The organism is Dinghuibacter silviterrae, from assembly GCF_004366355.1.
Taxonomy (GTDB): domain Bacteria; phylum Bacteroidota; class Bacteroidia; order Chitinophagales; family Chitinophagaceae; genus Dinghuibacter; species Dinghuibacter silviterrae.
On record NZ_SODV01000001.1, the window covers coordinates 596569 to 622098 of the forward strand.

Annotated in this window: 24 protein-coding genes; 12 read left to right on the forward strand and 12 right to left on the reverse strand. The window is 56.0% G+C overall.

Annotated features, from left to right (window positions below; all coding sequences use genetic code 11):
* Positions 1-14: 14 nt before the first annotated feature.
* Genes EDB95_RS02620 through kbl form a run of 7 tightly spaced genes read right to left on the reverse strand, consistent with a single transcriptional unit; the run spans position 15 to position 7088 of the window.
* The gene (locus tag EDB95_RS02620) at positions 15-473 is read right to left on the reverse strand and encodes a GyrI-like domain-containing protein (RefSeq protein ID WP_133990291.1); all 459 of its coding nucleotides are present in this window, start codon (positions 471-473) and stop codon (positions 15-17) included.
* A 48-nt stretch (positions 474-521) separates the two neighbouring features.
* On the reverse strand, positions 522-1493 hold the full coding sequence (locus EDB95_RS02625; protein ID WP_133990293.1) for a helix-turn-helix transcriptional regulator: 972 nt from the start codon (positions 1491-1493) through the stop codon (positions 522-524).
* A 12-nt stretch (positions 1494-1505) separates the two neighbouring features.
* Complete coding sequence (ispG, locus tag EDB95_RS02630; RefSeq protein WP_133990295.1) at positions 1506-3473, reverse strand: (E)-4-hydroxy-3-methylbut-2-enyl-diphosphate synthase; 1968 nt, start codon at positions 3471-3473, stop codon at positions 1506-1508.
* Between the two features lie 16 nt (positions 3474-3489).
* Complete coding sequence (locus EDB95_RS02635) at positions 3490-4137, reverse strand: tetratricopeptide repeat protein (protein ID WP_162852463.1); 648 nt, start codon at positions 4135-4137, stop codon at positions 3490-3492.
* Positions 4134-5135, reverse strand: a complete 1002-nt coding sequence (locus EDB95_RS02640) for a VWA domain-containing protein (protein WP_133990299.1) — start codon at positions 5133-5135, stop codon at positions 4134-4136. The genes EDB95_RS02635 and EDB95_RS02640 overlap by 4 nt, the downstream gene beginning before the upstream one ends.
* Positions 5136-5145: 10 nt before the next feature.
* The gene (locus tag EDB95_RS02645) at positions 5146-5904 is read right to left on the reverse strand and encodes a penicillin-binding transpeptidase domain-containing protein (protein WP_133990301.1); all 759 of its coding nucleotides are present in this window, start codon (positions 5902-5904) and stop codon (positions 5146-5148) included.
* Entirely contained in the window at positions 5901-7088 is a 1188-nt protein-coding gene (gene kbl / locus EDB95_RS02650) for a glycine C-acetyltransferase (protein ID WP_133990303.1), read from the reverse strand. The genes EDB95_RS02645 and kbl overlap by 4 nt, the downstream gene beginning before the upstream one ends.
* A gap of 165 nt (positions 7089-7253) precedes the next feature.
* Between kbl and EDB95_RS02655 the strand changes: the two genes are divergently transcribed.
* From EDB95_RS02655 to EDB95_RS02670, 4 genes are all read left to right on the forward strand, one after another.
* On the forward strand, positions 7254-7712 hold the full coding sequence (locus EDB95_RS02655) for an RNA polymerase sigma factor (RefSeq protein WP_246073466.1): 459 nt from the start codon (positions 7254-7256) through the stop codon (positions 7710-7712).
* Complete coding sequence (locus tag EDB95_RS02660) at positions 7709-8767, forward strand: hypothetical protein (RefSeq protein WP_133990307.1); 1059 nt, start codon at positions 7709-7711, stop codon at positions 8765-8767. Before EDB95_RS02655 ends, EDB95_RS02660 begins: the two co-directional genes overlap by 4 nt.
* 31 nt (positions 8768-8798) lie before the next feature.
* Complete coding sequence (locus EDB95_RS02665) at positions 8799-9629, forward strand: outer membrane beta-barrel protein (protein ID WP_162852464.1); 831 nt, start codon at positions 8799-8801, stop codon at positions 9627-9629.
* Between the two features lie 83 nt (positions 9630-9712).
* The gene (locus EDB95_RS02670) at positions 9713-10273 is read left to right on the forward strand and encodes a L,D-transpeptidase family protein (protein WP_133990311.1); all 561 of its coding nucleotides are present in this window, start codon (positions 9713-9715) and stop codon (positions 10271-10273) included.
* A 32-nt stretch (positions 10274-10305) separates the two neighbouring features.
* On the opposite strand, the gene acs is transcribed toward EDB95_RS02670, so the two are convergent.
* The gene (acs, locus tag EDB95_RS02675; protein ID WP_133990313.1) at positions 10306-12219 is read right to left on the reverse strand and encodes an acetate--CoA ligase; all 1914 of its coding nucleotides are present in this window, start codon (positions 12217-12219) and stop codon (positions 10306-10308) included.
* Positions 12220-12284: 65 nt separating this feature from the next.
* On the opposite strand from acs, the gene EDB95_RS02680 reads away from it, so the two are divergent.
* The 6 genes from EDB95_RS02680 to EDB95_RS02705 all read left to right on the forward strand — a co-directional run bounded on the left by EDB95_RS02680 (position 12285) and on the right by EDB95_RS02705 (position 18012).
* Positions 12285-13196, forward strand: coding sequence for an ATP-binding cassette domain-containing protein (locus tag EDB95_RS02680; RefSeq protein ID WP_133990315.1), 912 nt, complete (start codon positions 12285-12287; stop codon positions 13194-13196).
* Between the two features lie 13 nt (positions 13197-13209).
* A complete protein-coding gene (eno, locus tag EDB95_RS02685) occupies positions 13210-14490 on the forward strand; it encodes a phosphopyruvate hydratase (protein ID WP_133990317.1) in 1281 nt (426 codons plus the stop codon).
* A 55-nt stretch (positions 14491-14545) separates the two neighbouring features.
* A complete protein-coding gene (locus EDB95_RS02690) occupies positions 14546-14854 on the forward strand; it encodes an FtsB family cell division protein (protein ID WP_133990319.1) in 309 nt (102 codons plus the stop codon).
* Positions 14855-14957: 103 nt separating this feature from the next.
* The gene (locus tag EDB95_RS02695; protein WP_133990321.1) at positions 14958-15191 is read left to right on the forward strand and encodes a hypothetical protein; all 234 of its coding nucleotides are present in this window, start codon (positions 14958-14960) and stop codon (positions 15189-15191) included.
* A gap of 7 nt (positions 15192-15198) precedes the next feature.
* Positions 15199-15852: an endonuclease III gene (gene nth / locus EDB95_RS02700; protein ID WP_133990323.1), complete on the forward strand. Its 654-nt coding sequence runs from the start codon at positions 15199-15201 to the stop codon at positions 15850-15852.
* A gap of 3 nt (positions 15853-15855) precedes the next feature.
* Positions 15856-18012, forward strand: coding sequence for an FUSC family protein (locus tag EDB95_RS02705; protein ID WP_133990325.1), 2157 nt, complete (start codon positions 15856-15858; stop codon positions 18010-18012).
* Between the two features lie 18 nt (positions 18013-18030).
* Here EDB95_RS02705 and EDB95_RS02710 read toward each other — a convergent pair whose 3' ends face one another.
* Both EDB95_RS02710 and EDB95_RS02715 read right to left on the reverse strand, forming a co-directional pair.
* Positions 18031-19875: a 2-oxoacid:acceptor oxidoreductase subunit alpha gene (locus tag EDB95_RS02710; RefSeq protein ID WP_133990327.1), complete on the reverse strand. Its 1845-nt coding sequence runs from the start codon at positions 19873-19875 to the stop codon at positions 18031-18033.
* A 103-nt stretch (positions 19876-19978) separates the two neighbouring features.
* On the reverse strand, positions 19979-20599 hold the full coding sequence (locus tag EDB95_RS02715; RefSeq protein WP_133990329.1) for a DNA-3-methyladenine glycosylase family protein: 621 nt from the start codon (positions 20597-20599) through the stop codon (positions 19979-19981).
* 86 nt (positions 20600-20685) lie between these two features.
* On the opposite strand from EDB95_RS02715, the gene EDB95_RS02720 reads away from it, so the two are divergent.
* On the forward strand, positions 20686-21498 hold the full coding sequence (locus tag EDB95_RS02720; RefSeq protein ID WP_133990331.1) for a UDP-2,3-diacylglucosamine diphosphatase: 813 nt from the start codon (positions 20686-20688) through the stop codon (positions 21496-21498).
* 20 nt (positions 21499-21518) lie between these two features.
* Positions 21519-22685 carry a glycosyltransferase family protein gene (locus tag EDB95_RS02725; RefSeq protein WP_133990333.1) on the forward strand — a complete coding sequence of 389 codons (1167 nt, stop codon included), beginning with the start codon at positions 21519-21521 and terminating at the stop codon, positions 22683-22685.
* On the opposite strand, the gene cysS is transcribed toward EDB95_RS02725, so the two are convergent.
* Together cysS and EDB95_RS02735 are read right to left on the reverse strand one after the other, a co-directional pair.
* Complete coding sequence (gene cysS, locus EDB95_RS02730; protein ID WP_133990335.1) at positions 22616-24118, reverse strand: cysteine--tRNA ligase; 1503 nt, start codon at positions 24116-24118, stop codon at positions 22616-22618. The genes EDB95_RS02725 and cysS overlap by 70 nt on opposite strands.
* Before the next feature lie 259 nt (positions 24119-24377).
* Positions 24378-25526 carry an endonuclease/exonuclease/phosphatase family protein gene (locus tag EDB95_RS02735; protein ID WP_133990337.1) on the reverse strand — a complete coding sequence of 383 codons (1149 nt, stop codon included), beginning with the start codon at positions 25524-25526 and terminating at the stop codon, positions 24378-24380.
* Positions 25527-25530 lie beyond the last annotated feature (4 nt).

Sequence of the window (25530 nt, forward strand, 5' to 3'; positions counted from 1 at the left end):
AGCATTTGAGTGGTTTATACAATACCGATGTGCACCTCGGTCCGGTGAAAAGCGGGAACAACCAGGTCCACGTTGAGGTAAGACTCGCGGGCCTCCGGCCCGATGGTATATCCCTCGTGGAGCAGCCATTCTATTCCTTTGCCATAGGTTTCATGGAGCAATTCCCAGGGTCCTTCGTGGATCTGGGCAAGGCCGTAAAAAGCCGGCCATTCTTCAAACGAAAACAAGATGCCTTCCGTTGGGTGTGCCGGTCTTTCCACCGGGAGCCCGATCTGCAGGGTGAAAACCGTGTCCCTCCTGCCGTCCGCTCCCAGGTATCGCCAGCGCAAAGGCCCGGTCACCAACAAACCAAGCAGTGCCGCCTCGGCATACAGCTGTTTGGGAACCGTGACGCCATACTTGCCCAGGTCGGCCAGGGTGGTGCGTACGCTAAAAGAAAGGACGTGAAGGGGGGGAGATGTGTTGAGCTGCATAGGAGGTTATTTACAGCAAATCAACAACCCCCTGGTGCCAACCTTATGTCAGGATGTTGTCGGTGTCAGCAATTTTTTTTGCAGACGCATAAACAGGTTCATGATATGATCCTTCATCGCGTCCGGGGATTCCACCTCCACCCGGTCCGCAAAAGAGAACAACCAGTGGGCCATATATTCCGGGTGACCCGTCAAAAAGGTCATCCGCACATGGTCTCCTGTAAATTCCTGGCTGACAAAGCCGTAGTAATATTTTTGCTCGCCCAGGTGGCGCACGGTGGCCTTGTCAAAAAGGACTTTGACCTCCTGTACCTCGTTGTTGGAGCGCACCATCTTTTCGAGATACTCCTTTAAGGACGGGTGCTGGTCCCGGGAAAACGTATCCCCGGTGACGCGTAAGTCCTTGATCCTTGTAATTTTAAAATCCCGGTAGTCCTTTCGCATCCGGCACCAGGCGAAACAGTGCCACGCCTGGCCGTAATAGCAAAGCCCAAAGGGCTCTATATCACGAAAAGTTTCCTGTTCATGCTCCCGGTAAGGCGTGTGATAGGACAGGTGGACGACCCGGCCGGCCACCACCGCTTTTTGCAGATCCGAAAGGTATTTGTTGAACCCCTCCTCCACCGGCAGACGGGAGGCTGCTACGACCACATTATCGGACAGTTGTTCTATGTGCTCTCTGTCCGGCGCCCTCAACACCGACTTGATTTTAAAAAGGGCGTTTTCGATTTGTTTCCGGGTCAGCTCGTCCGTAAACCTTTCCGTCAGCTTCACCCCCATCAACAGCGCCGCTGCCTCTTCCTGGGTGAACATAACGGGGGGCAGACGGTAGCCCTCCATGATGCTGTACCCGATCCCCGCTTCCCCGATGACCGGCACCCCCGATTCCTCCAAGGCCTTTACGTCCCTGTAGACGCTCCTCAGGCTGATCCCGAAGCGGTCGGCGATTTCCTGGCCCGTCACCCTGCGCTTGCTTTGCAGGTGGACCAGGATGGCATGAAGTCTGTCGATGCGGTTCAATGATGTATTTTTTTAGGCCGGTTCCACCCAGGCCCCGTTGTCCTTGATCAGTCCGATCAATTCTTCCACGGCAATCGTGCTGTCGATGTTTCGCTTCACGATGTCTTTTCCCTTATACAGCGTGATCTTCCCGACGCCGCTGCCCACGTACCCGAAGTCGGCATCCGCCATTTCCCCGGGGCCGTTGACGATACAGCCCATGATGGCGATCTTCACCCCTTTCAGGTGGTGGGTCACCGAACGGATCCTGGCCGTGGTTTCCTGCAGCTCGAAAAGGGTCCGCCCACAGCTGGGGCATGAAATGTATTCTGTTTTGCTGATCCGCGTCCTCGTCGCCTGGAGGATCGAAAAGGCCGTATTGTTCAGGAGTCCTTCCAGACCGTGTTGCTCCTGGTAGTTGCGGCCGGAAACCTGGACCGCGCCCCCCTCCGCTCTCAGAAAGACCCCATCCCCCATCCCATCGAGCAGCAGTGCGCCCGTTTCCGTGGCAAATTGGATCAGGTGTTCATCGGCCGTTTGACCGGCACTCGTCGACATGAGCAGCACCGGTCTTTTCGACCCGCGCTCCTGCAAAGTCACTAACGTCCTTCTCACAGCGGCCATCGCGTGCGGGTTGTCGCTGGTCAGGCAAAGGACAACGCCCGGGTCCCGCAGTAGGGCCTCCGGGATCTCCTCCGGGGCTTGTGCATCGCTGCAATGCAGGCGCACGAAGTGCACGCCGGGCTGTGCGCCGCCACTCGCGCCCGTTTGGCCGCTGTACGCCGCCGCTTCCCAAAACGGGATCCGGTCCCCCTTTACCGCCGCGTCGGCCACGACCTTCAGCGTTCCGGGCAGCGCGAACGACGGCAAAGAACCGCCGGTATAAATATAATCCGCAGCGGTATCCGCAATGTTCCATTTATCCGAAGCCCCGTCGTAGGTATAGCCGATGCTCTTCAGGTCCTCCGGCCGGAGCGCAGACAAGTGGCTCAGATCGGCCATGACAACGGGTACATGCGTCCCGCCGATATTGCCAACCGGATCGGTGGCGCGTCTTTGATAGTGAAACGGATCGTAAGGGAGCGGACCGACAGGTTCAATGACCGGGTTGGCCGACCGGTGCGTATACCGTTTGACGATATCGCGACAAACGGGTATTTCCAGTTCCGGATCCTCGGTAAGGCTGACGCGGATCGTATCCCCCAGTCCGTCCTCCAGCAATGTCCCGATCCCAATGGCGGACTTGATCCGTCCGTCCTCTCCGTCTCCTGCTTCGGTGACACCGAGGTGCAGTGGGTAGCAAACCCCGAATTCCTCCTCCATTTGCCGGACCAGCAGGCGGTACGCCTGAACCATTACCTGCGGGTTGCTGGCTTTCATGCTCAGCACGATTTGGTGGTATTGTTCGTCCCGGGCGATCCGGAGGAATTCCATGGCGCTTTCGACCATCCCCGTGGGCGTGTCCCCATACCGGCTCATAATGCGGTCGCTCAGGGAACCATGGTTGGTCCCGATGCGCATCGCCGTGCCGTATTGTTTACAGATGGCGATCAGGGGTAAAAAGCGTTCCCGGATGCGGTCCAGTTCTTCCAGGTAATCCGCGTCGGTATAGTCGATAAAAGCAAACTTTTTCTTGTCTACATAGTTCCCCGGGTTAACCCTGACCTTTTCCACGATCCGGGCCGCGATCTCCGCAGCGTTGGGGGTAAAATGGATGTCCGCGACCAGGGGGGTATGGTAGCCCCTCGCCCTCAACGCATTCCGGATGCTTTCCAGGTTCTCCGCTTCCTTTTTGCTGGGCGCCGTGATGCGTACCATTTCAGCCCCGGCTTCTATACAGCGGATGCTTTGCTCCACGGTACCTAAGGTATCCATGGTATCGGTCGTCGTCATCGTCTGGACACGTATGGGATGGAAGTTGCCGAGAACGAGGTCGCCCACCTTTACTTCGAGGGTCTTGAGGCGTTTATATTCGGTCAGGGAAGGCGCGTACAACTGCATGGGACAAAGGTAGGGATTACCAGTCTTTTTCCGGTTGTTGAGGCGTGGCGTGGGCCTTCTCCATCTTTTCCTGGAGGTCTTTTTCCTTCTGTTCCATGGCTTTGAGCAGTTGCTCCGCCTGTTGTTTGGTCAGCTTGCTTTGTTGCTGCTGGGGTTGCTGCTGCTGTTGTTGTTGCTGTTGTTTCTGCTGCTTCTGCTTTTGTTTTGGCTGTTGTTGCTGCTGTTTTTGCTGTTGCTGCTGTTGTTGCTGCGCCAGGGCCTTTTGGAGGTTGAAGCGTGCATCCTGATCCTCGGGGTTAATCTTCAACGCGTTTTTATATGCGTCTATACACTCGGGCAGCTTTTGCTGTTGCTGGAGAGTGACCCCTTCGTTATAGTAGGCTTTTTGCTGGAAATCCCGGTCCTTGGTGGACTTGGCCACCTTATCATAGGCCGTGGCCGCCTCGTCCAGTTTCTTACCCTTATACAGCGCGTTCCCGAGGTTATACTGCCCGATCTCGCTCGTGGGTTGTTTGTCCAGGGCGCTTTTATAGGCTTCGGCCGCCTTGTCGAACTGTTGCTGCTTATACGCCTCATTCCCCTTCTTGATCAGTGCATTGGCTTGTTGTGCCCGGCTGACCAGGGTAAACGCGAGAAGGCTCAGGGTCCAAAAAAAAGGTTTCATACAGCCACCGGTTTTTGTCGTTTCTCCGGGATACACCATTCCACCAGCAAGACAACGAGCGCCCCCCAGAGGAAGTAAAAGAAATAACTGTCGTATTGTGCAAAATTGTCGTCTTCGTATGACTGCCCGCCCATGTCGTTCAACGACTTTTCCAGGTTCCCCACCACCGCGTCCGTGTTGTCATACAGCTGGTAGGTTCCCCCCGTCTTGCCGGCCAGGTCCTGGAGCAAAGACTGGTTGAGCTTGGTCACCACCGCATTTCCCTCGGCGTCCTTTTTGTTTTCCCCCGTACTGGGGTCCACGATAAAAGCACCGGTGGGCGAACCAAGACCGATGGTGTGCAGTACCACGCCCTCGCCCCGCAGTTGCTCGGCGACCTTGGGAGCGTTCTCGTCGTGGTCCTCACCGTCCGTGATCAGGATGGCGGCCTTGTATTTCTTCTCCTTGTTGTTAAACATGGTTTGCGCCATCTGCAGCGCTTCGCCGATCGACGTCCCCTGGGTAGGCGCCGACGCCGGGCTCGCGGCGTCCAGGTACATTTTGGCTGCCGCGTGGTCCGAGCTAAGGGGCATATTGAGATAAGCGTGCCCGGCAAAAATGATCAGACCGACACGGTCATCGGGTATGTCGTCCAGCAAACGGCTGATCACCTGTTTGGCCCTCGCCAGGCGGGACGGCTGAAGGTCCCCCGCCAGCATACTGTTGCTTACATCCAGGAGAATCATGACATCCAGCCCTTTCCGGTTTACTTTGCCCCCGGTCTTATGCTGCAGGTTCGCCAACCCGAGGATCATCAACACCAGCGCCGCCAGCGCCAGCCCAAACTTGATAGCAAAGTTCCTCGGACTGTAGTTCCGCGTCAATTGGTCCACCAGCGCCGGATCTCCGATCCGGGTGCGGACCCTTTTCTTCCACGACAGAACCAGGTAGAAAAGGTACCCAAAGGCGGGAAGCAGGGCCAGCCCGTACAGGTAGTAGGTATGTTGAAAATGCAACACGTGTTTTTTATTACATAACGCCTTTGAAGAATCCTTGTTGTGTCAGAATTTTCCGCATCAGCACCCCGGCGCCTTTGTCTCCGTCTATATTAAGGACGAAAAAATACGGATGATTCCGCTCTTCTATCCAACCCAGGGCCCAGCCTACCGGGTGTCCCGTGGAATCCGAGGTGTAGTTTTCCGTCCACGCCAGCGTATACAATGTCGTCTTTTCCCGCTCCATCACCGTCCGCATCACTTCCTGCGTCCTTTTCTGGAAGGGAAGCTGGTCGAAAAACAAGCGCTTTACCAAACCCAGTTGTTCGTCCGGTGAAATGGTCAGGTTCGCTCCGCCCCGGGTATCCATGTTCCCGTAAGATATGGCCTTTATCCTATTGTTTATCGTATCCGCCCCGAGCACCTGCGCCAGGGTTTTGAAATACGCGGCATCGTCGGTGCGGAATGCATCTGCGAGGGACTCGCCGGCGCTGTCAGCCCCTGGCGCGTCGCCGGCGAAGCCGGCCTTCTTTTCGTCAAAGACCTTGCCGGTTTCCAGTCCAACGAGCCCCGTGAGGATGTTTAACGTCCCTCCGGCCGGAAAGCGTTGCAGATACCTGTCTTTATTGTAGATCGTGAACTCGTTGCGCCCATTGTCATACAGGGCGAAACACCCATGGACACCGGCCGTGTCGAAATACGGCTTCAGGTAATCCGCCTTGTCCACATTATTCAGCGAACACCCCCCGGCCAGGCCTGCGAGGGCGCACATCAATAAAACCTTGCGCATCATTTAATCACCCCCAGGGATTTCCCGATTTTCGTAAACGCTGCGATCGCCTTGTCCAGGTGATGTTGTTCGTGGGCCGCGCTCAGCTGCACCCTGATCCTTGCCTGGCCTTTGGCCACCACCGGGTAAAAGAACCCGATCACATAGATCCCCTCATCGAGCAGGCTGGCCGCCATCTTTTGCGCCAGCACCGCGTCGTACAACATGATCGGTACGATGGGGTGGTCGCCAGGCTTGATGTCAAAACCGGCGGCGGTCATATTATCCCGGAAATACCGCGTATTCCACTCCAGCTTGTCTCGGAGCGCCGTGGTTTCGGTGAGCATGTCGAGCACCGCGATAGAAGCCCCCACGATGCTCGGCGCCAGGGTATTGGAAAACAGGTAGGGCCGGCTGCGCTGCCGCAACATGTCGATCACTTCCTTACGTCCGCTGGTGAAACCGCCCGAAGCACCGCCCAGGGCCTTTCCCAGGGTGCCAGTGATCAAATCGATCCGCCCCATGACCCCGCGGTATTCATGGGTTCCCCTTCCGGTCTTGCCCAGGAAGCCGGAGCTGTGCGACTCGTCGCTCATCACCGCGGCGTCGTATTTTTCCGCCAGGGCCACGATTTCGTCCAGGCGGGCGATGGTCCCATCCATGCTAAAGGAGCCGTCCGTTACGATGATCCGGCTCCGGGCGCCCGCGGCCTCTTTCAGCTTCGCCTCCAGGTCACCCATGTCGTTGTTTTTATAACGATACCGCTGCGCCTTGCACAACCTTACCCCGTCGATGATCGACGCGTGGTTGAGCTCGTCCGAGATGATGGCATCCGCTTCCCCGAACAAGGGTTCGAAAACCCCGCCGTTGGCGTCAAACGCTGCCACATATAGAATGGTGTCCTCCGTCCCCAGGAAACGCGAGATTTTTGCCTCTAGTTCCTTGTGGATGTCCTGCGTCCCGCAGATAAAGCGCACGCTGCTCATCCCGTACCCCCTGCTGTCCAAGGCTTTATGAGCCGCTTCCAGGACCTTTGGGTGGGAGGAAAGTCCCAGGTAATTGTTCGCGCAAAGGTTGATCACGTTTTTCCCGTTGACCAGGATGTCCGCCCCCTGCTCGCTCGCGATGATCCTTTCTGTCTTGTACAATCCTTCCGACCGGATGGCTTCCAATTCCTTGCCCAACCGGCTAACCAGGTTTTCGTTCATAATCAGGATTTAGGGAAAACAAAAGTAAAGATTGAGCCCGAAATTTCTTTGGCCGCCCTGTAACTTTCCGGCCCCTTTGGGCGTAATATAGGCAAACCCCGATCGAACGGCGTAAATTTATCAGGTGCCGAACCGCTTATGACCCCACAGGAATACAATCAATGTGTGAGCCAGTACGCAGATAATGTGTACCGCTTCATATTGAAGAACTTAGGAAGGGAAGAAGATGCAAGGGACGTGGTTCAGGCCTCCTTCGAAAAGCTATGGAGCAATCGTGAACAGGTGGACGCCGCCCGGAGCAAGTCCTATCTGTTCACGATCGCGTATCACCAGATGATCGATCATATCCGCAAAAGCAAAAGGGTCCTGCTGCGTGAAGACTTCCGTGAAGACGCCAAGGTCCAGGACGCACCCTCGAACAACACCCGGAAGCTTCTGATGGAAGCCTTGAGCCGTTTGAACGAAACCCAGCGAAGCCTGGTCATGCTCAAGGACTACGAGGGGTATAGCTATGAAGAAATCGGCCGTATCACCGGTCTGAACGAAAGCCAGGTGAAGGTATACCTTCACCGCGCCCGCGTCCAGCTCCGGGATTATATCGTTAAAATGGAGAACGTATTATGAACCTGACACGCCATAACTACGAGGAGTATTTCCTGCTCTATGTGGATGGGGAACTGGCCGCCGAAGAGCGCCTGGCCGTGGAGGTATTCCTGGAAGAGCATCCCGACCTTGTCGAAGAAATGGAAAACCTCCGGATGACCATCCTCCCCCAGGATGAGGTATACACCTTTGAAGATAAAAGCCTGTTGTACCGGCTACCCGCAGCTCCTGCCAGGGTCATCCCCCTGGCCCGGAGGCGTTTTTCCATTGCGGCCGCCGTTGCCATCATCCTCCTTGCCTCCGGTACCCTCTGGGTGCTCCGGGACAGGTCCCACGAGCAGGCCGCCGGCGGGGCTACCGCCTCCACCCCTGGGGCCGCTTCGGTGGCGCAGCCCGGAGCGGCTTCCGGCGATCGCGTTGCGGGTGCCGCTTCCGGCGACCCCGTCGCGGGCGCCGCTTCCGGCAGTCCCTCCGCGGGCGTACGGCCCGGCGTGAACCCTGGGGCCGCCGTTGGCGCGCAACCCGGCGCGAACCCCGGCGGGACCGCCACTGATGTACAACCTGGCGCGGTGCCCAACCCCACCACGGGCATAAACCCCGGCGGGACCGGCCCCGCTATCGCAGCTACCCACACCGGCAATACGCGCCCGGTCGGGCCCGCGACCACCGGGCCCGCGACCACCGGATCCAAAGAACCGGCCACCATAGCCACAACGGGCGCAACAAAAACGTCCGACGGCCCCGATCTGGGCCCCCTTCCCTCGTTACGCACCACTACATCCGCCGATCTTGCCATCGCACACCCCCCGGCCCCTGCGCACCACCCGCGCCCCGAACCCGCGATCATCGACGGTTCCCGGAATAATCCCGCCCTTGCTGTAACAACCACGCCTTCCCCTGCGTATCACACATTAGAGGAAGGGGACCAGGCGGCCGACGGGGACAAGATCCTTTTCGTGCGGGCCGACCAGGTAATGAACGGCGAGGTGAAGGGCTTTTTCCGCAGGGCAGGCCGCCTGTTGAAACGCTCCACCCCCTTCAATTCGGACAACGTTCGCCCTGAGTCCGACAAATAACAAAATGAACTATTCTCTCAAAAACTCTTGTATGCGACATTTTGGAATTCTGGGCGCCCTTCTGGGCTTGACCCTTCATGGCTGGGCTCAAAAGGACACGACAAAAACGGGCACCGGGGACACGGTAAAGGTGGGCGGCATCATCATCGTCAACAAGGACGACCACTCCGACCGGGGCGGTGACATCACCTGGGACAGCACGGGCAGAATACACCATTATCGTTATCGTTCCCATAAAGGACTAAGCACCGACTGGTTCCTGGTTGACTTTGGTTTTGATAACTATACGGACAACACCGTTTATACGTCTGCCGCTACCCAGGCGCTGTCCCCCGGGGCCACCGCCGACCGGTTTACACTTAGGAACGGCAAGTCCATCAACTTCAACCTTTGGTTTTTCATGTCAAAGCTGAACCTTTATAAAGGGGTCATCAACCTGAAGTATGGGCTTGGCATCGAAACCCACAACTATCGCTATACCAGCAACGTCGTCTACCGGCAGAACCCCCTGGAAATCGTACCGGACACGATTAGTTACCGGAAAAACAAACTGGCCACCGACTTCCTGACGCTACCTGTCATGATCAACTTTACCTTTAACCCCGGGCACTCCAACCCCATCGGCCTGAGCGTAGGTATGAGCGGCGGCTACCTTTATTCCGGGCGGCAAAAGCTGATCAGCTCCGAACACGGCAAACAAAAGACCCACAGCAGCTTTAACCTCGAACCCTGGCGTCTTTCCTACATCGCGGAGCTCAACCTCGGACCGGTCGGCATCTACGGGGAGCTGGCCACCAAGTCGATGTACAAATACGGGCTCGACATGACGCCTTATGCGGTAGGTATCCGTCTGGACTATTAAACCAGCGGCCGCCCACATTGTCAAACCACCAACAAAATATTCCCCCCATTCGTTACGTTTGAAGGGAATGTAAATCCGGTGCAATGACAACGATACCCTCCGGGCGTCTGCTGCTGGCATGCAGCATCTTTTGCCTGTTTGCCTCTACTCAAATCTGTAAAGCACAAGCTTTGGTTTCCGCGGGTGCGGGAAAGGTCGCCAGCACGACGGGTTACCTGATTATCGTCGACAAGGCTGCCAACGCATTATATGTTTATAATGAGCGGGGCCGCATCCTGACGTACAGGGCGGTTTTTGGAGAGGGGGAGCCCGGCGACAAACTGATGGAAGGGGACAACAAGACACCCCTGGGTTTGTTTCACGTCATTGCCAAAAAGATACACCCCCAATGGGGGCCCTTTCTCCTCCTGGATTATCCTACCCAGGACAGTTACAGAAAATTCAACGAGGCCAAGGCGGAAGGACGCATACCCGCATCCGCGCATATCGGCGGTGGCATCGGTATCCACGGAACCCGCTGGAACGAGGACTTCGCCGTGGACCGGCTCCAGAACTGGACATGGGGTTGCATTTCCGTAAAACACGAGGAGGCGCGCTATCTGTATGACCTCATCCCGGTCGGCACCGAGGTCCTGGTCCGCTGAGCCCCGGGCAAAACGCGCCGAGGGCGCCGGCCCTACTGCTTCCCGGTCTTGATTTCCTCCACCACCGCGGGGTCGAGCAAAGTGGTCGTATCTCCCAGATTTTGCAATTCCCCTTCCGCGATCTTCCGCAGAATGCGCCGCATGATCTTGCCCGAACGCGTTTTAGGCAGGCCGGTCACAAACTGGATCTTGTCGGGTTTGGCGATCGGGCCGATGATGCGGCTGACAGTGGCGGATATATCTTTCCGGATGAGTTCTTCGTCTTCCCTTTTCCCGCTGTAGATGACGTAGGCGTAGATTCCCTGCCCTTTGATCTCGTGCGGGTAACCAACCACGGCGCTTTCCACCACGCCATAGTGCATGTTGATGGCGTTCTCGACTTCTGCGGTACCGATCCTGTGTCCACTGACGTTTAGGACGTCGTCCACCCGGCCCGTGATGCGGTAGTTGCCCTTTTCATCCCGGAGAGCACCGTCGCCGGTGAAATACATATTTTCGTACGTGGCGAAATAGGTGGTCCGGCATCGCTCGTGGTCTCCATAAGTAGTCCTGATGATGGACGGCCAGGGGAATTTTATACAAAGGTTTCCGCTGACACCGTTCCCTTTGACCTCTTTGCCGTTTTCGTCCACCAGCACCGGTTGCACACCGGGCAGGGGAAGAGTGGCGTGGGCCGGTATGGCGGGCGTCACTCCTGCAAGATTGGAAATAAGGATGCCCCCCGTCTCCGTTTGCCACCAGGTATCCACGATAGGACAGCGCTTTTTCCCGATCTGTTCGTCATACCAGTGCCAGGCTTCTTCGTTGATGGGTTCGCCAACGGTACCCAGTACCCGGAGCGAATCCAGTTTGTAGGGGGTGACAAAGTCGGTCCCGAAAACCATCAGGGAACGGATGGCGGTCGGGGCGGTATATAGGATGTTGACCTTATACTTATCCACTATGGCCCAAAACCGTCCCGCATCCGGGAAGGTAGGAATGCCTTCAAACATCAGGGACGTAGCGCCCGCACTCAACGGGCCATATACGATATAACTGTGCCCCGTGATCCAGCCGATGTCCGCCGTACAAAAATGGACGTCACCCGGTTTATTCTGGAATACGTTGACAAAAGAATAGTTTGTATAGATCATGTACCCGGCGCTGCTGTGAACCACCCCTTTGGGCTTGCCCGTGGAGCCCGACGTATAAAGGATAAAAAGGGGATCCTCCGCATCCATCGTTTCCGCGGGGAAGTCCGGGTTACCCTGGGTCTCCACGCGGTTGATTTCATCCTCCCACCATAAGTCTCTGCCTTTAATCATACTCACCGGGGTCCGCGTCCTGGTGTGGACGATCACTGTTTTTACAAAAGGACAGGTGACGAGGGCGTCGTCGATAACCGGCTTCAGCGGGATGGTTTTGTTCCCGCGGTAGGCGCCGTCACAGGTGATGATATACTCTGCCTTGGCGTCCTGGAGCCGGTCGGCGATGGACTGGGCCGAAAAGCCCCCAAAGATCACCGAGTGGATAGCGCCTATACGTGCGCAAGCCAGCACGGCTATCGCCAATTCCGGAACCATTCCCATATAGATGCAAACCCTGTCTCCTTTTTTCACGCCGTTATTCTTCAACACCCACGCGAACTGGCAAACCTTGAAGTGCAGCCGGCGGTATGTCAGCACCCGGTGGTGTTCATTCGGGTCGTTCGACTCCCAGATGATAGCCGGCTGATCCGCCTTGCTCTCCAGGTGCCGGTCGAGGCAGTTCTCCGTGATATTGAGCTGCCCTCCGATAAACCACTTAACGTTAGGCTCCTTGAAATTCCACTCCAGGACCTTGTCCCAGGGCTTTTTCCAGGTAAATGTCCGGGCGATCTCCGCCCAAAATCCTTCCGGGTCCTCCACGCTTTTGCGGTACGCTTCGTGGTATTGTTCCAGGGAACCTATCTGATAAGAGTATGACATAGCAAAGGGATTCGCCAGCGAATATATAACAATTCCAAATCCACTTTTTTGATTTAGGTTTGTGTATGTCCATTTCCGTTCAACACCTGACGAAGCGTTATGGCGAACAAACCGCCGTAAACGACCTGTCTTTTTCAGTAGGCCAGGGTGAGATCGTCGGATTCCTTGGCCCGAACGGGGCCGGCAAGTCCACGACCATGAAGATCATCACGGGTTACCTCGACGCAGACGAGGGGTCGGTGGAGGTCATGGGCCGCCGGGTCCGGGACAACCCGCTCGAAACAAAGAAGGTCATCGGGTACCTTCCCGAAGCCAATCCACTCTATTATGATATGTACGTCAAAGAATACCTGCACTTTATTGCCGACGTACACCACCTGGGCAAAGACACCAGGGGAAGAATAGACGAAGCGATCACGCTGACCGGTCTGACACCCGAATATAAAAAAACCATCGGCACGCTTTCCAAAGGATACAAACAAAGGGTAGGCCTTGCCGCTGCCCTGCTCCACCATCCGGGTGTGCTCATCCTGGACGAACCCACGTCCGGTCTGGACCCAAACCAGATCATCGAGATCCGGGAGCTGATCCGCAACCTCGGCAAAAACAAAACGGTTCTTTTTTCCTCGCATATCCTTCAGGAAGTGGAAGCGCTGTGCGACCGCGTGATCATCATCAATAAAGGAAACCTGGTCGCCGACGCACGGCTGGCAGAGCTAAGAAGCGCCGGCAGCGGCAAGGACGAAGTAACCCTGGTCATCAAGGAATCCGTCCCCGCCTCCGTGTTTGAGGCCGAACCCCTGATCGAACAATGCCGGATGAAGGGCGAGGGACACTGGACGCTAACCACCGTTAGTTCGACCGAATTAAAGAAACGTTTACTGGAGCTCTCTTTGCAGAATAACTGGAACATTGTTTCTTTGCACAGCGAATCCGGCAGCCTGGAAGCCATCTTCAGGTCGCTGACATCAAATTAAACATTCAATATTCATGAGTTACATCGCAGAGGTACACGCCAGACAAATTTTAGACAGCCGGGGCAATCCCACTGTGGAAGTAGACGTCATCACCGAAGATGGCCAAATGGGACGGGCCGCCGTGCCGTCCGGAGCCTCCACCGGCAAACACGAAGCCGTCGAACTCAGGGACGGGGACAAAAGCGTATACATGGGCAAGGGCGTTTTGAAAGCCGTTGCCAACGTTAACGATATCATCGCCGGTGAACTCATCGGCATGGACGCCAGCGATCAGACCGGCATCGACGCCCGCATGATCGAACTGGACGGAACCGAAAACAAGGCCAAGCTGGGCGCCAATGCCATCCTGGCCGTGTCCATGGCCGTAGCCAAAGCCGGCGCCGCTGAAAGCGGGCTTCCGCTGTACCGCTACCTGGGTGGCGTCAACAGCACCGTACTGCCGATTCCCCTGATGAACATCCTCAACGGAGGGGTACACGCCGACAACAAGATCGACTTTCAGGAATTCATGATCGTTCCCATCGGCGCAGACACCTTTAGCGACGGCCTGCGCTGGGGTGTTGAGGTCTTCCACCACCTCAAGACCGTTCTGAAAAAGAAAGGCTACAGCACCAATGTAGGTGACGAAGGTGGTTTCGCACCGGACATCCAAAGCAACGAAGAAGCCATCGAAACCGTCCTGGCCGCCATCGAAGCCGCCGGCTACAAGGCAGGCTCCCAGATCGCCATCGCCATGGACGCCGCCAGCAGCGAAATGTACCAGGAGAACGGAAGCTATTCCTTCTATAAGAGCAGCAAGAAAAACCTCAGCCGCGAAGAAATGGTTGCCTACTGGACCGACTGGGCCAATAAATATCCCATCGTTTCCATCGAGGATGGCATGGCCGAAGACGACTGGGAAGGCTGGAAACAACTCACCGATTCCATCGGACGCAAGGTACAGCTCGTTGGTGACGACCTTTTCGTAACCAACGTCAACCGTCTTTCCGAAGGCATCAACCAGGGCATCGCCAACAGCATCCTCATCAAGGTCAACCAGATCGGTACCATCACCGAGACGATCAACGCCGTCCAGCTCGCCCAAACCAACGGCTACACCACGGTCATGAGCCACCGCAGCGGCGAAACCGAGGACACGACGATCGCCGACCTCGCCGTCGCCCTCAACTGCGGCCAGATCAAAACCGGCTCCGCGTCCCGCACCGACCGCCTGGCCAAATACAACCAGTTGATCCGCATCGAGGAAGCCCTCGGCGCTTCCGGGATCTATCCGAAAGGGCTGTTCAAAATCTAAAAACCATCGAAAAAATAAAAAGCCGCCCTCTAGGCGGCTTTTTTTATCTTTATGTATGTTGAAGCGGATCCCGAAATGGCTCAAAAACCGGTACCTCCTCACGACGGCCGCGTTTGTGTTGTGGGTGAGTTTTTTTGACAGGAACGACCTGTTTACGCAAGGAGAGCGGGCCAGGGATCTGAGGACCCTTCAAAAAAGCAAGACTTACTATACCACGCAGATAGAAGCCGCTAAAAGGGAATTGGACCAGATGACCCACGATCCGTCCGCCCTGGAAAAATTCGCCCGTGAGAAATACCGTATGAAAAAAGACAACGAGGACGAATTTACGATCGACGACGCCCCCTCAAAAAACGCGCAATAGCCTGTTAGACACCTGGTTAAGACTTTGTATCCGAAAATCGTGCTTTTGACGCACAATTTCCGGGTGTTGACTTGCGTTTTTAACCTGAAACCTTACTTTGCCTATGAGCGATTTTACTCCGGAAGATCTGATTTTGTACCTATACGGCGAAACAGATAACGAGAAGACGGCCCGCATCAAGGCAGCGCTGGACTGCAGCTGGGCACTCCGGGAAAAACTTTCGGTCCTGAAGACTTCCATGGACAGGCTGGACAAAGCCCCTTTGCAATCCCCTTCCGCCGCCGTCTTAGACAACATTTTAGCGTACGCAAGGGCAAAGTCAAAGGTCGTACCTTAGGGTTACCATGACCATCCAGCAACGGTACCAGTTCATCATCGACTATTTCCAGGAACACGCACCCAATGCGGAAACGGAGCTTATCTACGACAACCCCTACCAGCTCCTGGTAGCCGTCATCCTTTCTGCACAATGCACCGATAAGCGGGTAAATATGACCACTCCCGCTATTTTTGCGCGCTATCCGGACCCGGAAGCCCTGGCAAAAGCCGAGGTGGACGACGTTTTCCAACTCATCCGGAGCATTTCTTATCCGAACAACAAGGCAAAACACCTCGTCGGGATGGCCAAAATGCTGGTCGGCCAATTTCATGGACAGGTTCCCCTGACGGTGGACGAGTTGGTCACCCTGCCTGGTGTCGGCCGGAAAACCGCCAACGTCATTACTTCGGTGGTAGACAACCAGCCGAATATGGCGGTCGATACCCACGTCTTCCGGGTGGCCGCGCGCATCGGGCTCACCAGGAATGCGCGGACGCCGCTGGCCGCGGAAAAACAGCTGGTCAGCCACTTTCCCGAAGCCTTGATCCATAAGGCCCATCACTGGCTCATCCTTCATGGCCGTTACGTATGCCTGGCGCGTTCCCCCAAATGCGAGGAGTGCGGGGTCCAACCGGCCTGTCTTTATTTCCAGAAACAACTTAGGGCTGCAAAGACCTGATCCATGGACTACGCGGCCGAATTCAAAAAATTTTTAACCAGCCACCAGACGAGCCTGGCCGTCCGTGTCACGTTCAGCGTGGTTCTTCCCCCTCTTGTCTTTTATAACCTCGGCCACCTGGCCATCGGCGCGGCCATGTCCATTGGCGCCCTCTGTACCAGCCTTACCGACACACCGGGCCCGCCGCACCACCGGCGCAACGGGTTTTATGCCAGCATTGCCCTCAATTGCATCACCGCTTTCATCGTCGGGCTCACGAATTCCTGGCACATCGTCCTCGGCGCTGAGATCGTGTTCTTTAGTTTCCTTTTCAGTTTTCTCTCCGTCTTTGGAACCCGGGCGGGTTCGGTGGGCAACCTTGCCCTGCTTGTCCTGATCCTCATGATCGACTCTAAAAAATCACAGACACAGGTCTTGCTCAACAGCCTGTACATTGCCCTGGGCGGCGTCTGGTATGCCTTTATAAGTCTTGTCCTGTACCGCATCTTTCCCTACCGGCTGGCACAGCAGGCGGTGGGCGAGTCCATTATCTCGGTCTCCCGGTATTTCCGGATAAAAGCCCGGTTCTATGAAACTTCCGGCGGGTTCGAGGACGCGTACAACGCCCTGATGAAGGAACAGGTTGTCCTCCAGGAACAGCAGGCCCAGGTAAGGGAGCTGCTTTTCAAAACGCGCCGGATCGTCAACGACTCCACTATTAAAAGCCGCGTCCTTTTGATGATGTTCGTCGATTCGGTGGACTTGTTCGAAATGATCCTTTCTTCGCAGCAGGACTATAACGTCCTCCACGAACAGTTTGACGGCAGCGGGATCCTGGGAGAAGTGGGAGACCTCATCCTCCGTATGGCCGACACCCTGGAGTCCATCGGCCTTGCCGTCCAGGCTTCCGATGCGTACCGGATAGCGCCGGACAACAGCCTGAAGTCGCTCGAACGTACCCTCGACAGCATCAGGGACAAAGTTCCACCCGAAGGATACACGAGCCTCCGGCACATCTTTCAGAACATCCGCGACATCCGGGAACGCATGCACCGGCTGAGCCTTTACACGCACTACGACGGGCTTACCGGCACCGGCAACAAAGGCGAGATCGACTATACACGTTTTATTACCCACACCCCCATCGATGCCCAGGTTTTTGTGGACAATCTAAACATGCGGTCCCAGGTTTTCCGGCATTCGATACGGCTTGCCCTGGCAATGCTCGTGGGTTATATCGTTTCCCGGTTTCTGCCCTGGGGGCATGGCTACTGGATCTTGCTCAGCATCTCGGTTATCCTCAAACCCATCTTTGGTTCAACCAAAAGACTCTACTTCCAGCGGCTCGGGGGAACCTTGGTGGGCGCCGCTGCCGGGGGCCTGTTGTTATATTTTGTAGCCAACGGCCCGGTGCTCATGACCGTCATGATCGTGACGATGATCATCGGGTATAGCGTTCAAAAAAGGGACTTCTTCATCTATTCCATTCTCGTCACGGTCTTTGTCCTGATCGCCTTTCATTTCCTGTACAACCACGACTTCCGGGAGATCGTCCGGGACCGGGTCGTGGACACGGCCATTGGATCGTTTATCGCACTGGGCGCAGGTTTTATTTTCATACCCAGCTGGTCACACGAGACCATGCGGGAGTCCATGCGGGCAATGATCCGCGCCAACCAGCGCTATTTTGCCCTCGTAGCGCGCTCCTATACGGGGAATACCGCTTCCGTAAACGACTTCAAGGTCGCCCGTAAGGAGGCCTTTGTGGCCCTGGCCAATCTTTCGGATAACTTCCAGCGCATCCTCACCGAACCCCGCAGCAAGCGACAGAACGTGTCCTTTATGCACCAGTTCGTGGTCTCCTGCCAGATGTTTACGGCGCATACCGCGTCCCTGGCCTATTACGAACAGACCCTGCAAAAACGGTATGCGCTGGAAAATTTTGACGGCGTTGTCCGCGAGGTGAATGTGCACCTGGACGACGCGAGAAGATTGCTGGGCGACGAACCCGCGGCGCGCCAGGCGGCGGCTGAAAGCGGGGGCAACGCGCCCGTTGAGCCCGAATCCGACCCAACGCGTTTATCCGCCCGTCACACCGTTGCCGACCAGTTCGACATCCTCCACACCCTGTCCCGGGACATCGAGAATGCCGTCCGCAAATACGGCCGCGCCGCGGCCTGAAAAGCCGGCCCGAAAAGCCTAAAGGTATTTTTTGATCTCGGTCACGAGCTCCGCCTTCGTAATAGGTATCCCCATCGTCTTATGGAAGCCCTTCGCGTCGATCAGGTATTTGTCGCGGATGATCTTGATCAGCTGGCCATTGTTGATTTCGGGGATCAGCACTGTCTCATACTGCTCCAGCATGTGGCCTACATTGCGTGGAAAAGGACGCATGTGGCGCAAATGAGCGTGGGCCACAGCCTTCCCATCGGTGAGTAATTCCTGTACGGCGCTTTTGATGGCCCCGTAGGTAGAACCCCACCCCAGCACCAGTACCTTACCCTTGGCGGGACCGCTGTCGAGGGTTTGCTCCGGGATATAGTTCGCGACCATGTCCACCTTTTCCTCCCGGATACGCACCATTTGCTGGTGGTTTTCGGGATCATAGCTGACGGCGCCTGTGACATTCTGTTTCTCCAGGCCGCCGATCCGGTGTTCGAGACCGGGCGTGCCGGGCACAGCCCAGGGCCGTACCAGCTTTTCATCCCGGAGATAGGGTTGGAACTTTTCTTCCCCGGGAGCGAGGTCGGTTTTAAAAGCCACTTCGATGGGCGTCAGGTCCGCACTCTGGGGGAATTTCCAAGGTTCCGCCCCGTTGGCGATATACCCGTCACTCAGGAAGATCACGGGTGTCATGTGTTGCACCGCGATACGGACGGCTTCATAGACCGCATAAAAACAGTCGCTGGGCGTAGACGCGGCCACGACGGGCATGGGGCATTCCCCGTTTCTGCCGTAATAGGCCTGCAACAGGTCGCTTTGTTCCGTCTTTGTCGGCAGGCCGGTGGACGGTCCGCCCCTTTGAACGTCCACGATCAACAGGGGAATCTCCAGCATGACGGCAAGCCCCATCGCCTCCGATTTGAGCGCCATGCCCGGGCCGGAGGTCGTGGTCACACCCAGCGAACCGCCGTAAGCGGCGCCGATTGCAGCGCTGATCCCCGCGATTTCGTCTTCGGCCTGGAAGGTCCGGACGCCAAAATTCTTGTACCGGCTCAGTTCGTGAAGGATGTCCGAGGCAGGGGTGATGGGATAGGTCCCCAGAAAAAGGGGAAGCCCGCTCTTTTGAGAGGCCGCGATCAACCCGTAGGCCAGGGCCTGGTTCCCCATGATCGACCGGTATGTTCCGGGTTCCATCCGGGCCTTCTGCACCTGGTAACGGGTCGTAAAGGTCTCCGACGTGTCCCCAAAGTGATACCCCGCCTTCAGGGCTTTGATATTGCTCGCGAGGATTTCCTCTTTCTTGCCAAACTTCTCTTCCAGGAAGCTCACCGTGCTGTCGAGGTTACGGTTGTACATCCAGTAGAGATAGCCCAGGACAAACATGTTTTTAGCCCGGTCTTTTTCCTTCGTCCCCAGGGTATATTCCTTCAGGGCTTCCCGGGTCATTTTAGTGACGTCCAGTTTGACCACAGAATAGTTGTCGAGGCTGCCGTCCTCCAGGGGGTTCACGCCATCCGGGTACCCCGCCAGGCGAAGGTTTTTGGCGTCAAAACCGTCCTCGTTGACGATGATCCGGCCGCCCTTTTTGAGCCCCTTGAGGTTGACCTTGACCGCGGCGGCATTCATGGCTACCAACACATCGTATTGATCCCCAGGAGTATATACTCTATCACTCGAAAAATGAAGTTGAAATCCACTCACCCCGGGCAAGGTCCCCTGGGGTGCCCTTATCTCCGCCGGGAAGTCGGGAAAGGTGGCCAGGTCGATCCCCAGCAGGGCGGTATTGTTCGTAAACTGACTCCCCGTCAGCTGCATACCATCCCCGGAGTCGCCCGCGAATTTGATCACCACATCCTGTACGATTTCATTATGTCGTTCCATACACACCCGTTTAGGCGCACAAAGTTAGGGCTTAATGGCTTTCCTGCCAGTCATTTATCAATACAGACGGCCAAAACGCCCGTTAGTATGCTAAAATGGTAGGTTAAGGGCCTGGAGCAAAGTCTTTTAGTCGCCACAGGTGCAGACACGCGTACGTGCGATACGGACTCCATTTCCCCGAGATCTTGAGCATTTTCTCCCGGAGCGTCCGCTTGTCCCCGTTCTTCAACCGGTAGATCCGCATCATCGCCTGCTGTATGCCCAGGTCGTCCACCGCAAACACGTCTTCCCGTCCGAGGGAAAACATCAGCATCATCTCCGCCGTCCAGCGTCCCACCCCCTTGATCTGGGTTAGGTAATCGATTACACCTTCGTCTTCCATCTCCTGCAGCTTCCCGAAGGATAGCCCTTCTTCCAGCGCAAACCGGGCGATATTCTGCACGTAGGTCACCTTGGCGTTGGACAGGCCGATTGCCCTCAGCGTGGGCGACGGAGTCTCCAAAACCCGCTCCGGTGAGGGGTTTCCGCCGTACAGCCCGGTAAAACGCCCCCGTATAACCGAAGCAACCCGGGTCGACAGCTGTTGGGACATGATCGCCCCCGTTAGGTGCAGCCAAACCTCTTCCTGGGGCGCTATCACCACGGGTTCTATACCCTCCAAAAGGGGCCCCAGGCGCTTATCCTGGGCAAGATGGAGGAGGTACGGGGGGCGTTTGGATTGCATACGGTGGGGGCGTTTGGTAATAATAAATTAAAGTTAATTATACATTTTGGTAATAAAGAAATTCAAACTTTGATAAACCTCTACTGGTGAAAAAGCATTACAAGACTATCGTACTATCCGACCTCCACCTGGGTATTAAGAATTCGAGGGTCAAGGAAGTGGTGGAATTCCTCAAAGGACATACCTGCGACACCCTGATCTTAAACGGCGACATCATAGACGGCTGGCAGCTCAAGAAATCCGGTAGCTGGAAAAGCAAGCACACCAAGTTTTTCAAGCTGATCATGAAATGGCTGGCCAAAAACGATACCAAGGTCATCTACCTCCGGGGCAACCACGACGACTTTCTGGACGAGGTCCTGCCTTTTTCTCTCGGTAACTTCAGCATCAAGAAACACCATATCCTCCGCAGCGGCGACGCCAAGTACTATGTCGTCCACGGAGACATTTTCGATACCGTCACCACCAAGCTCAAGTGGCTGGCAAAACTCGGGGACATCGGCTACACCCTGCTCCTGTGGCTGAACCGTCACTACAACAACTACCGCGTAAAGAAAGGGTTGCCCTATTATTCGCTTTCCCAGGTTGTCAAGCAAAAGGTCAAACAGGCGGTCAACTTCATCTCCGATTTCGAGGAACAACTGGCCGAAGTCGCCAAGGCCAACCGTTGCCAGGGCGTGATTTGCGGTCATATTCACCAGCCCGCCAATAAAATGATCGGGAATATTCACTATCTTAACTCCGGCGACTGGGTCGAAACCATGAGTGCGCTTGTGGAAGACGACCATGGCCATTGGGAAGTGGTATATTATGCCGACTGGGTCAAGGCCCAGACTCCTGTCACCGCCCCTGAAACCAACGTCGCTCCCCAAGAGGCTTGGGTTTTACAGCCCGCGTAAAAAACCAGATAGTGTAGTGTATGGAAAGCCGCTCGTTTATTTTTGCTGTGCAGGGAGAAGGCAGAGGTCACCTCACCCAGGCCATTTCGGTGTATGAAATGCTTGTCAGCCGTGGATTCAAGGTGCACGCTATTTTGGTGGGCAGCAGCCAGCGGCGGGAGCTTCCCGAATTCTTTAAACGAAAGATCCCGGTTCCCATCATTCCCTTTCAAAGCCCGAATTTCATCACCGACCCCGGTAACAAATCCATACGGCTCGGCGCTACGCTCTGGAAAACCTTGAAAGGGTTCCGCAAGTACGGGCGGAGCCTCCGGTTGATCCGTGACACCCTCCACCAATACAAACCGGACGCCCTCATAAATTTCTACGAACCGCTGGTAGGCTGGTACGGGCGCTGGTATAAGGAAGAGACCCGCATCATCGGTATCGCCCACCAATACGTTTACTTACACCCCGGTTTCGAATTCCCCGAGGGCCGGCGGATGGACCGGATGATCATCCGGAATTATACCCGGCTGACCGCTATGGGCGCCGACGCGCTGCTGGCTCTTTCGTTTTACCCCCTTCCCCCCTGCGCCGACAAGCGGATCAAGGTCCTTCCACCCCTGCTCCGGAAAGAGGTCTTCGAGCAGGACATCCACCGCCAGCCCTTCTTGCTGGCCTACGTCCTGAACGCCGGATACATGCAGGACATCATCAACTGGCACAAAGCCCACCCCGAAACGGAGCTGCATTGTTTTACGGACAGCAAGGCCGTCAAAGGCAAGTGGCGCTACGACGACACCCTTTGTTTCCACTCCCTGGATGATAAGAAATTCCTGACCATGATGGCCAGTTGCCGGGGGCTGGTATGCACTGCCGGTTTCGAATCCGTGTGCGAAGCCCTCTACCTGGGGAAACCCGCCCTGATGATCCCCGTGGGCGGTCATTTTGAGCAATTCTGCAACGCCCGGGACGCTGTAAAGGCCGGGGCCGGTATCTATGACACCGGGTTCCGTATAGACCGGCTTCTGGATTTTATCCCCCATTATACCCCCTCGGAGCCCTACCGCCGCTGGATAAAAGGCGTGGAATATGACGTATTGAGCGCCATCGACAGGGTACTGCCCCTGGCGCCTCAGCTGAACGTAATGCTGACGCTGCCGTCCTTCTCGTCCTTAAGCAGCACTCCAAGCTCCAGCAATTGATTCCGGATCTTGTCCGAGGTAGCGTAGTCCTTTTTGGTCCGGGCCTCCTTACGGAGCTCGATCAACAGTTCCAGAACACCGTCGAGGACCTGGTTGTTCCCTGTCTTTTCGTCCTGCAAACCAAAGATGTCTTCCAGGTAAGCCTTAAAATACCGCTGCAGCCGTCCGTGGGTGTCCGCGTTGAGCGTGCCCGCGCCGATGTGTCTATCCCTGATCCCATTGATCACGGGGACCAGTTCGAAAAGGTTGGCGAGCACCTTGGCGGTATTCAGGTCGTCGTTCATGAACTCATCCATCCCGTCCAGGAGTCCGCCCACCTTGGTATCCAGGTCCGAGGTCCCGGTCCCGGTGAACACCGGCAGCCGCTTCAGCACGTCATACGCCTCCCAAAGCCGCCTCAATCCTTTGTCCGCCGCTTTCAGCGCTTCATTGCCAAAATCCAGCGTACTCCTGTAGTGCGTCTGCAGGATAAAAAAACGGATCGTCATGGGTGAATACGCCTGTTCCAGCAAGGGATGATTCCCGCTAAACAACTCCGTCAGCTTGATGACATTGTTGTAGCTTTTCCCCATCTTTCGGCCGTTGATGGTGATCATGTTGTTATGAATCCAATACCGCGCCGGCAGCTCGTGGTTGCACACCGTACTTTGCGCGATCTCACACTCGTGGTGCGGGAACTGCAGGTCCATCCCGCCGCCGTGGATATCAAAACGCCCCCCCAGGTACTTGGTGCTCATGGCCGAGCACTCGATGTGCCAGCCCGGAAAACCCTCGCCCCACGGGCTGCTCCAGCGCATGATGTGTTCTGGCGGCGCACTCTTCCAGAGGGCGAAGTCCACCTTGTTGCGTTTCTCGTCCTGGTTGTCCAGGTCACGACCGCTTTCCTCCAAATCTTCCAGGATCCTGCCGCTTAGGATTCCATACGGCTGTCCCTGTTCTTTGTAATAGGCATTGTATTTCTCCACGTCGAAATAAACCGACCCGTTGACCACATAAGCATATCCCGCTGAAATGATCTGTTCGATCATATCGATCTGCTCCACGATGTGCCCGGTAGCCGTAGGCTCTATGCTGGGGTCGAGGTTCCCAAACCGCCGCATGGCCCAATGAAACAGGTTGGTATACTTCTGCACCAGTTCCATCGGCTGAAGCTTTTCCAGGACCGCCTTTTTGGAGATCTTGTCCTCCGCTTCCCGTCCTTCTTCCTCGAAATGCCCCGCATCCGTGATGTTGCGCACATACCGCACCGCATACCCCAGGTGCATCAGGTACCTATAAACCACGTCAAACGTAATAAACGGCCTGGCGTGTCCCAGGTGCGATTCCCCGCTCACCGTCGGTCCGCAAACATACATCCCCACCCGCCCGGGAATCAGGGGCACGAATACTTCCTTTTGCCGTGTCAGAGAGTTATAAACCTTCAAATCTGCCATAAATTCTAATGAAATCTGCTCAAAGATAATCGTTTCCCCTGGCTCTCCCGAATCCCGCCGCCGCATCCCTATAACTCTACTTTGAGGACAAACCATGCTGCTAGGCCGAGGGGGGGTATGTCCATTTTACTCTTTTCCTCAGGGAACCGAAACGTCTTGGCATCGTTCGAATCACCTGAGGAAAAGAGTAAAATGGACATACCCCCCCTCGGCCGGGGCAATCAGGCGTAACCGCTAGAGGTAGCGTTATAGTATAGATTTATTTAACCGGAAGGTGATCTTCCTCGGGGTTCTCGTTCCCAGGATCGTAGATCGTGGCGGTGATGGGGAAGTGATCGCTGAGGACGCGGGGGGTGCAGGAATATTGGAAGGCGTTGTAGGAGGGGTCGAAGAGGATGTAGTCGATGCGGAGCGTGGGGGATATTTGGGAGAAGGTACGGCTCCAGCCGCTGCCCTTTTCGCGAAACGCGTCTTTGAGGCCGTCGTGGATGGTGGCGTAGGCGTAGGAATTCGGGACGTCGTTAAAGTCGCCGCAGACGATCACGGGGTTGGGGCTGTGCTCGATCACCTCGTGCACCACGTCCGCCTGGTCCGCGCGCCGGAGAAGGCCCGACTTGATTTTGCCCAGGATATTCCGGGATTGCCGTTTGGCGCTGTCTCCTTCTGAAAGCGAAGGGTTGTCCAGGAAGGCGTAGTCCCTTTTATCAAAGTGCAGCGACTGCAGGTGTACGTTAAAGACCCGGAAGGTGTCCAGGGGCGTCACGATGTCCGCGTATTCAAAGACGTCGTTGTACTTTCTTTCCTTGCCGATAATATTCGTCTGCTGCAGGATGGGGTATTTGGAAAAAATAATCACCCCGTAGTGATAGATCGTGTTGTTGTAACGGCTGTCTGCGTACCATTCGTAAGCCACCGCATAGTACGGAAAACCGAGGGCGTGGCGGAAGCTCTGTATGGAGTAAGGATGGGCGAGGGTATCGCAAAAAAAGAATTCCTGGAAACAGGCGATGTCCGGGTCTTCCTTGTGGATGAGCTCGATCATGTCCTGTTTGACCGTAGGATTTTTTTTGTTGTCGAAGAAGTTGAACAGGTGCACGTTCCAGCTCATCACCTTGAGCATGTTCGCCGGCTTCGGGTCACCGGCGTGTGTGTCGATGTGGAACGACATAAACGCCCGGATCGGTCCCAGCGACAGAATGATGCCCACCAGCGAAATAAGGGTCCAGCGGTACCGGCGGCGGATCAGCCAGAAGAGGAGAAAAAGAAGGGTCAACAGCAACAACCAGGGGAACCCGAGTGCCAGGAATCCCAACGGCCACCAGTGCCTGGGATCTACGTGGGGAATGAGACCTACCAAGAGCAGGAGGATGACCACCAGGCTATTGGCAAGGATCAGGAGCGCGCGCATGGCT

Coding starts and splice junctions, on each gene's coding strand:
- EDB95_RS02680 (WP_133990315.1), top strand. CDS start 12,285: ATGTCCATTTCCGTTCAACACCTGACGAAGCGTTATGGCGAACAAACC.
- EDB95_RS02665 (WP_162852464.1), top strand. CDS start 8,799: ATGCGACATTTTGGAATTCTGGGCGCCCTTCTGGGCTTGACCCTTCAT.
- EDB95_RS02715 (WP_133990329.1), bottom strand. CDS start 20,599: ATGCAATCCAAACGCCCCCCGTACCTCCTCCATCTTGCCCAGGATAAG.
- nth (WP_133990323.1), top strand. CDS start 15,199: ATGACCATCCAGCAACGGTACCAGTTCATCATCGACTATTTCCAGGAA.
- EDB95_RS02690 (WP_133990319.1), top strand. CDS start 14,546: ATGTTGAAGCGGATCCCGAAATGGCTCAAAAACCGGTACCTCCTCACG.
- EDB95_RS02725 (WP_133990333.1), top strand. CDS start 21,519: ATGGAAAGCCGCTCGTTTATTTTTGCTGTGCAGGGAGAAGGCAGAGGT.
- ispG (WP_133990295.1), bottom strand. CDS start 3,473: ATGCAGTTGTACGCGCCTTCCCTGACCGAATATAAACGCCTCAAGACC.
- EDB95_RS02710 (WP_133990327.1), bottom strand. CDS start 19,875: ATGGAACGACATAATGAAATCGTACAGGATGTGGTGATCAAATTCGCG.
- EDB95_RS02695 (WP_133990321.1), top strand. CDS start 14,958: ATGAGCGATTTTACTCCGGAAGATCTGATTTTGTACCTATACGGCGAA.
- EDB95_RS02735 (WP_133990337.1), bottom strand. CDS start 25,526: ATGCGCGCGCTCCTGATCCTTGCCAATAGCCTGGTGGTCATCCTCCTG.
- cysS (WP_133990335.1), bottom strand. CDS start 24,118: ATGGCAGATTTGAAGGTTTATAACTCTCTGACACGGCAAAAGGAAGTA.
- EDB95_RS02670 (WP_133990311.1), top strand. CDS start 9,713: ATGACAACGATACCCTCCGGGCGTCTGCTGCTGGCATGCAGCATCTTT.
- acs (WP_133990313.1), bottom strand. CDS start 12,219: ATGTCATACTCTTATCAGATAGGTTCCCTGGAACAATACCACGAAGCG.
- eno (WP_133990317.1), top strand. CDS start 13,210: ATGAGTTACATCGCAGAGGTACACGCCAGACAAATTTTAGACAGCCGG.
- EDB95_RS02705 (WP_133990325.1), top strand. CDS start 15,856: ATGGACTACGCGGCCGAATTCAAAAAATTTTTAACCAGCCACCAGACG.
- kbl (WP_133990303.1), bottom strand. CDS start 7,088: ATGAACGAAAACCTGGTTAGCCGGTTGGGCAAGGAATTGGAAGCCATC.
- EDB95_RS02645 (WP_133990301.1), bottom strand. CDS start 5,904: ATGATGCGCAAGGTTTTATTGATGTGCGCCCTCGCAGGCCTGGCCGGG.
- EDB95_RS02660 (WP_133990307.1), top strand. CDS start 7,709: ATGAACCTGACACGCCATAACTACGAGGAGTATTTCCTGCTCTATGTG.
- EDB95_RS02635 (WP_162852463.1), bottom strand. CDS start 4,137: ATGAAACCTTTTTTTTGGACCCTGAGCCTTCTCGCGTTTACCCTGGTC.
- EDB95_RS02620 (WP_133990291.1), bottom strand. CDS start 473: ATGCAGCTCAACACATCTCCCCCCCTTCACGTCCTTTCTTTTAGCGTA.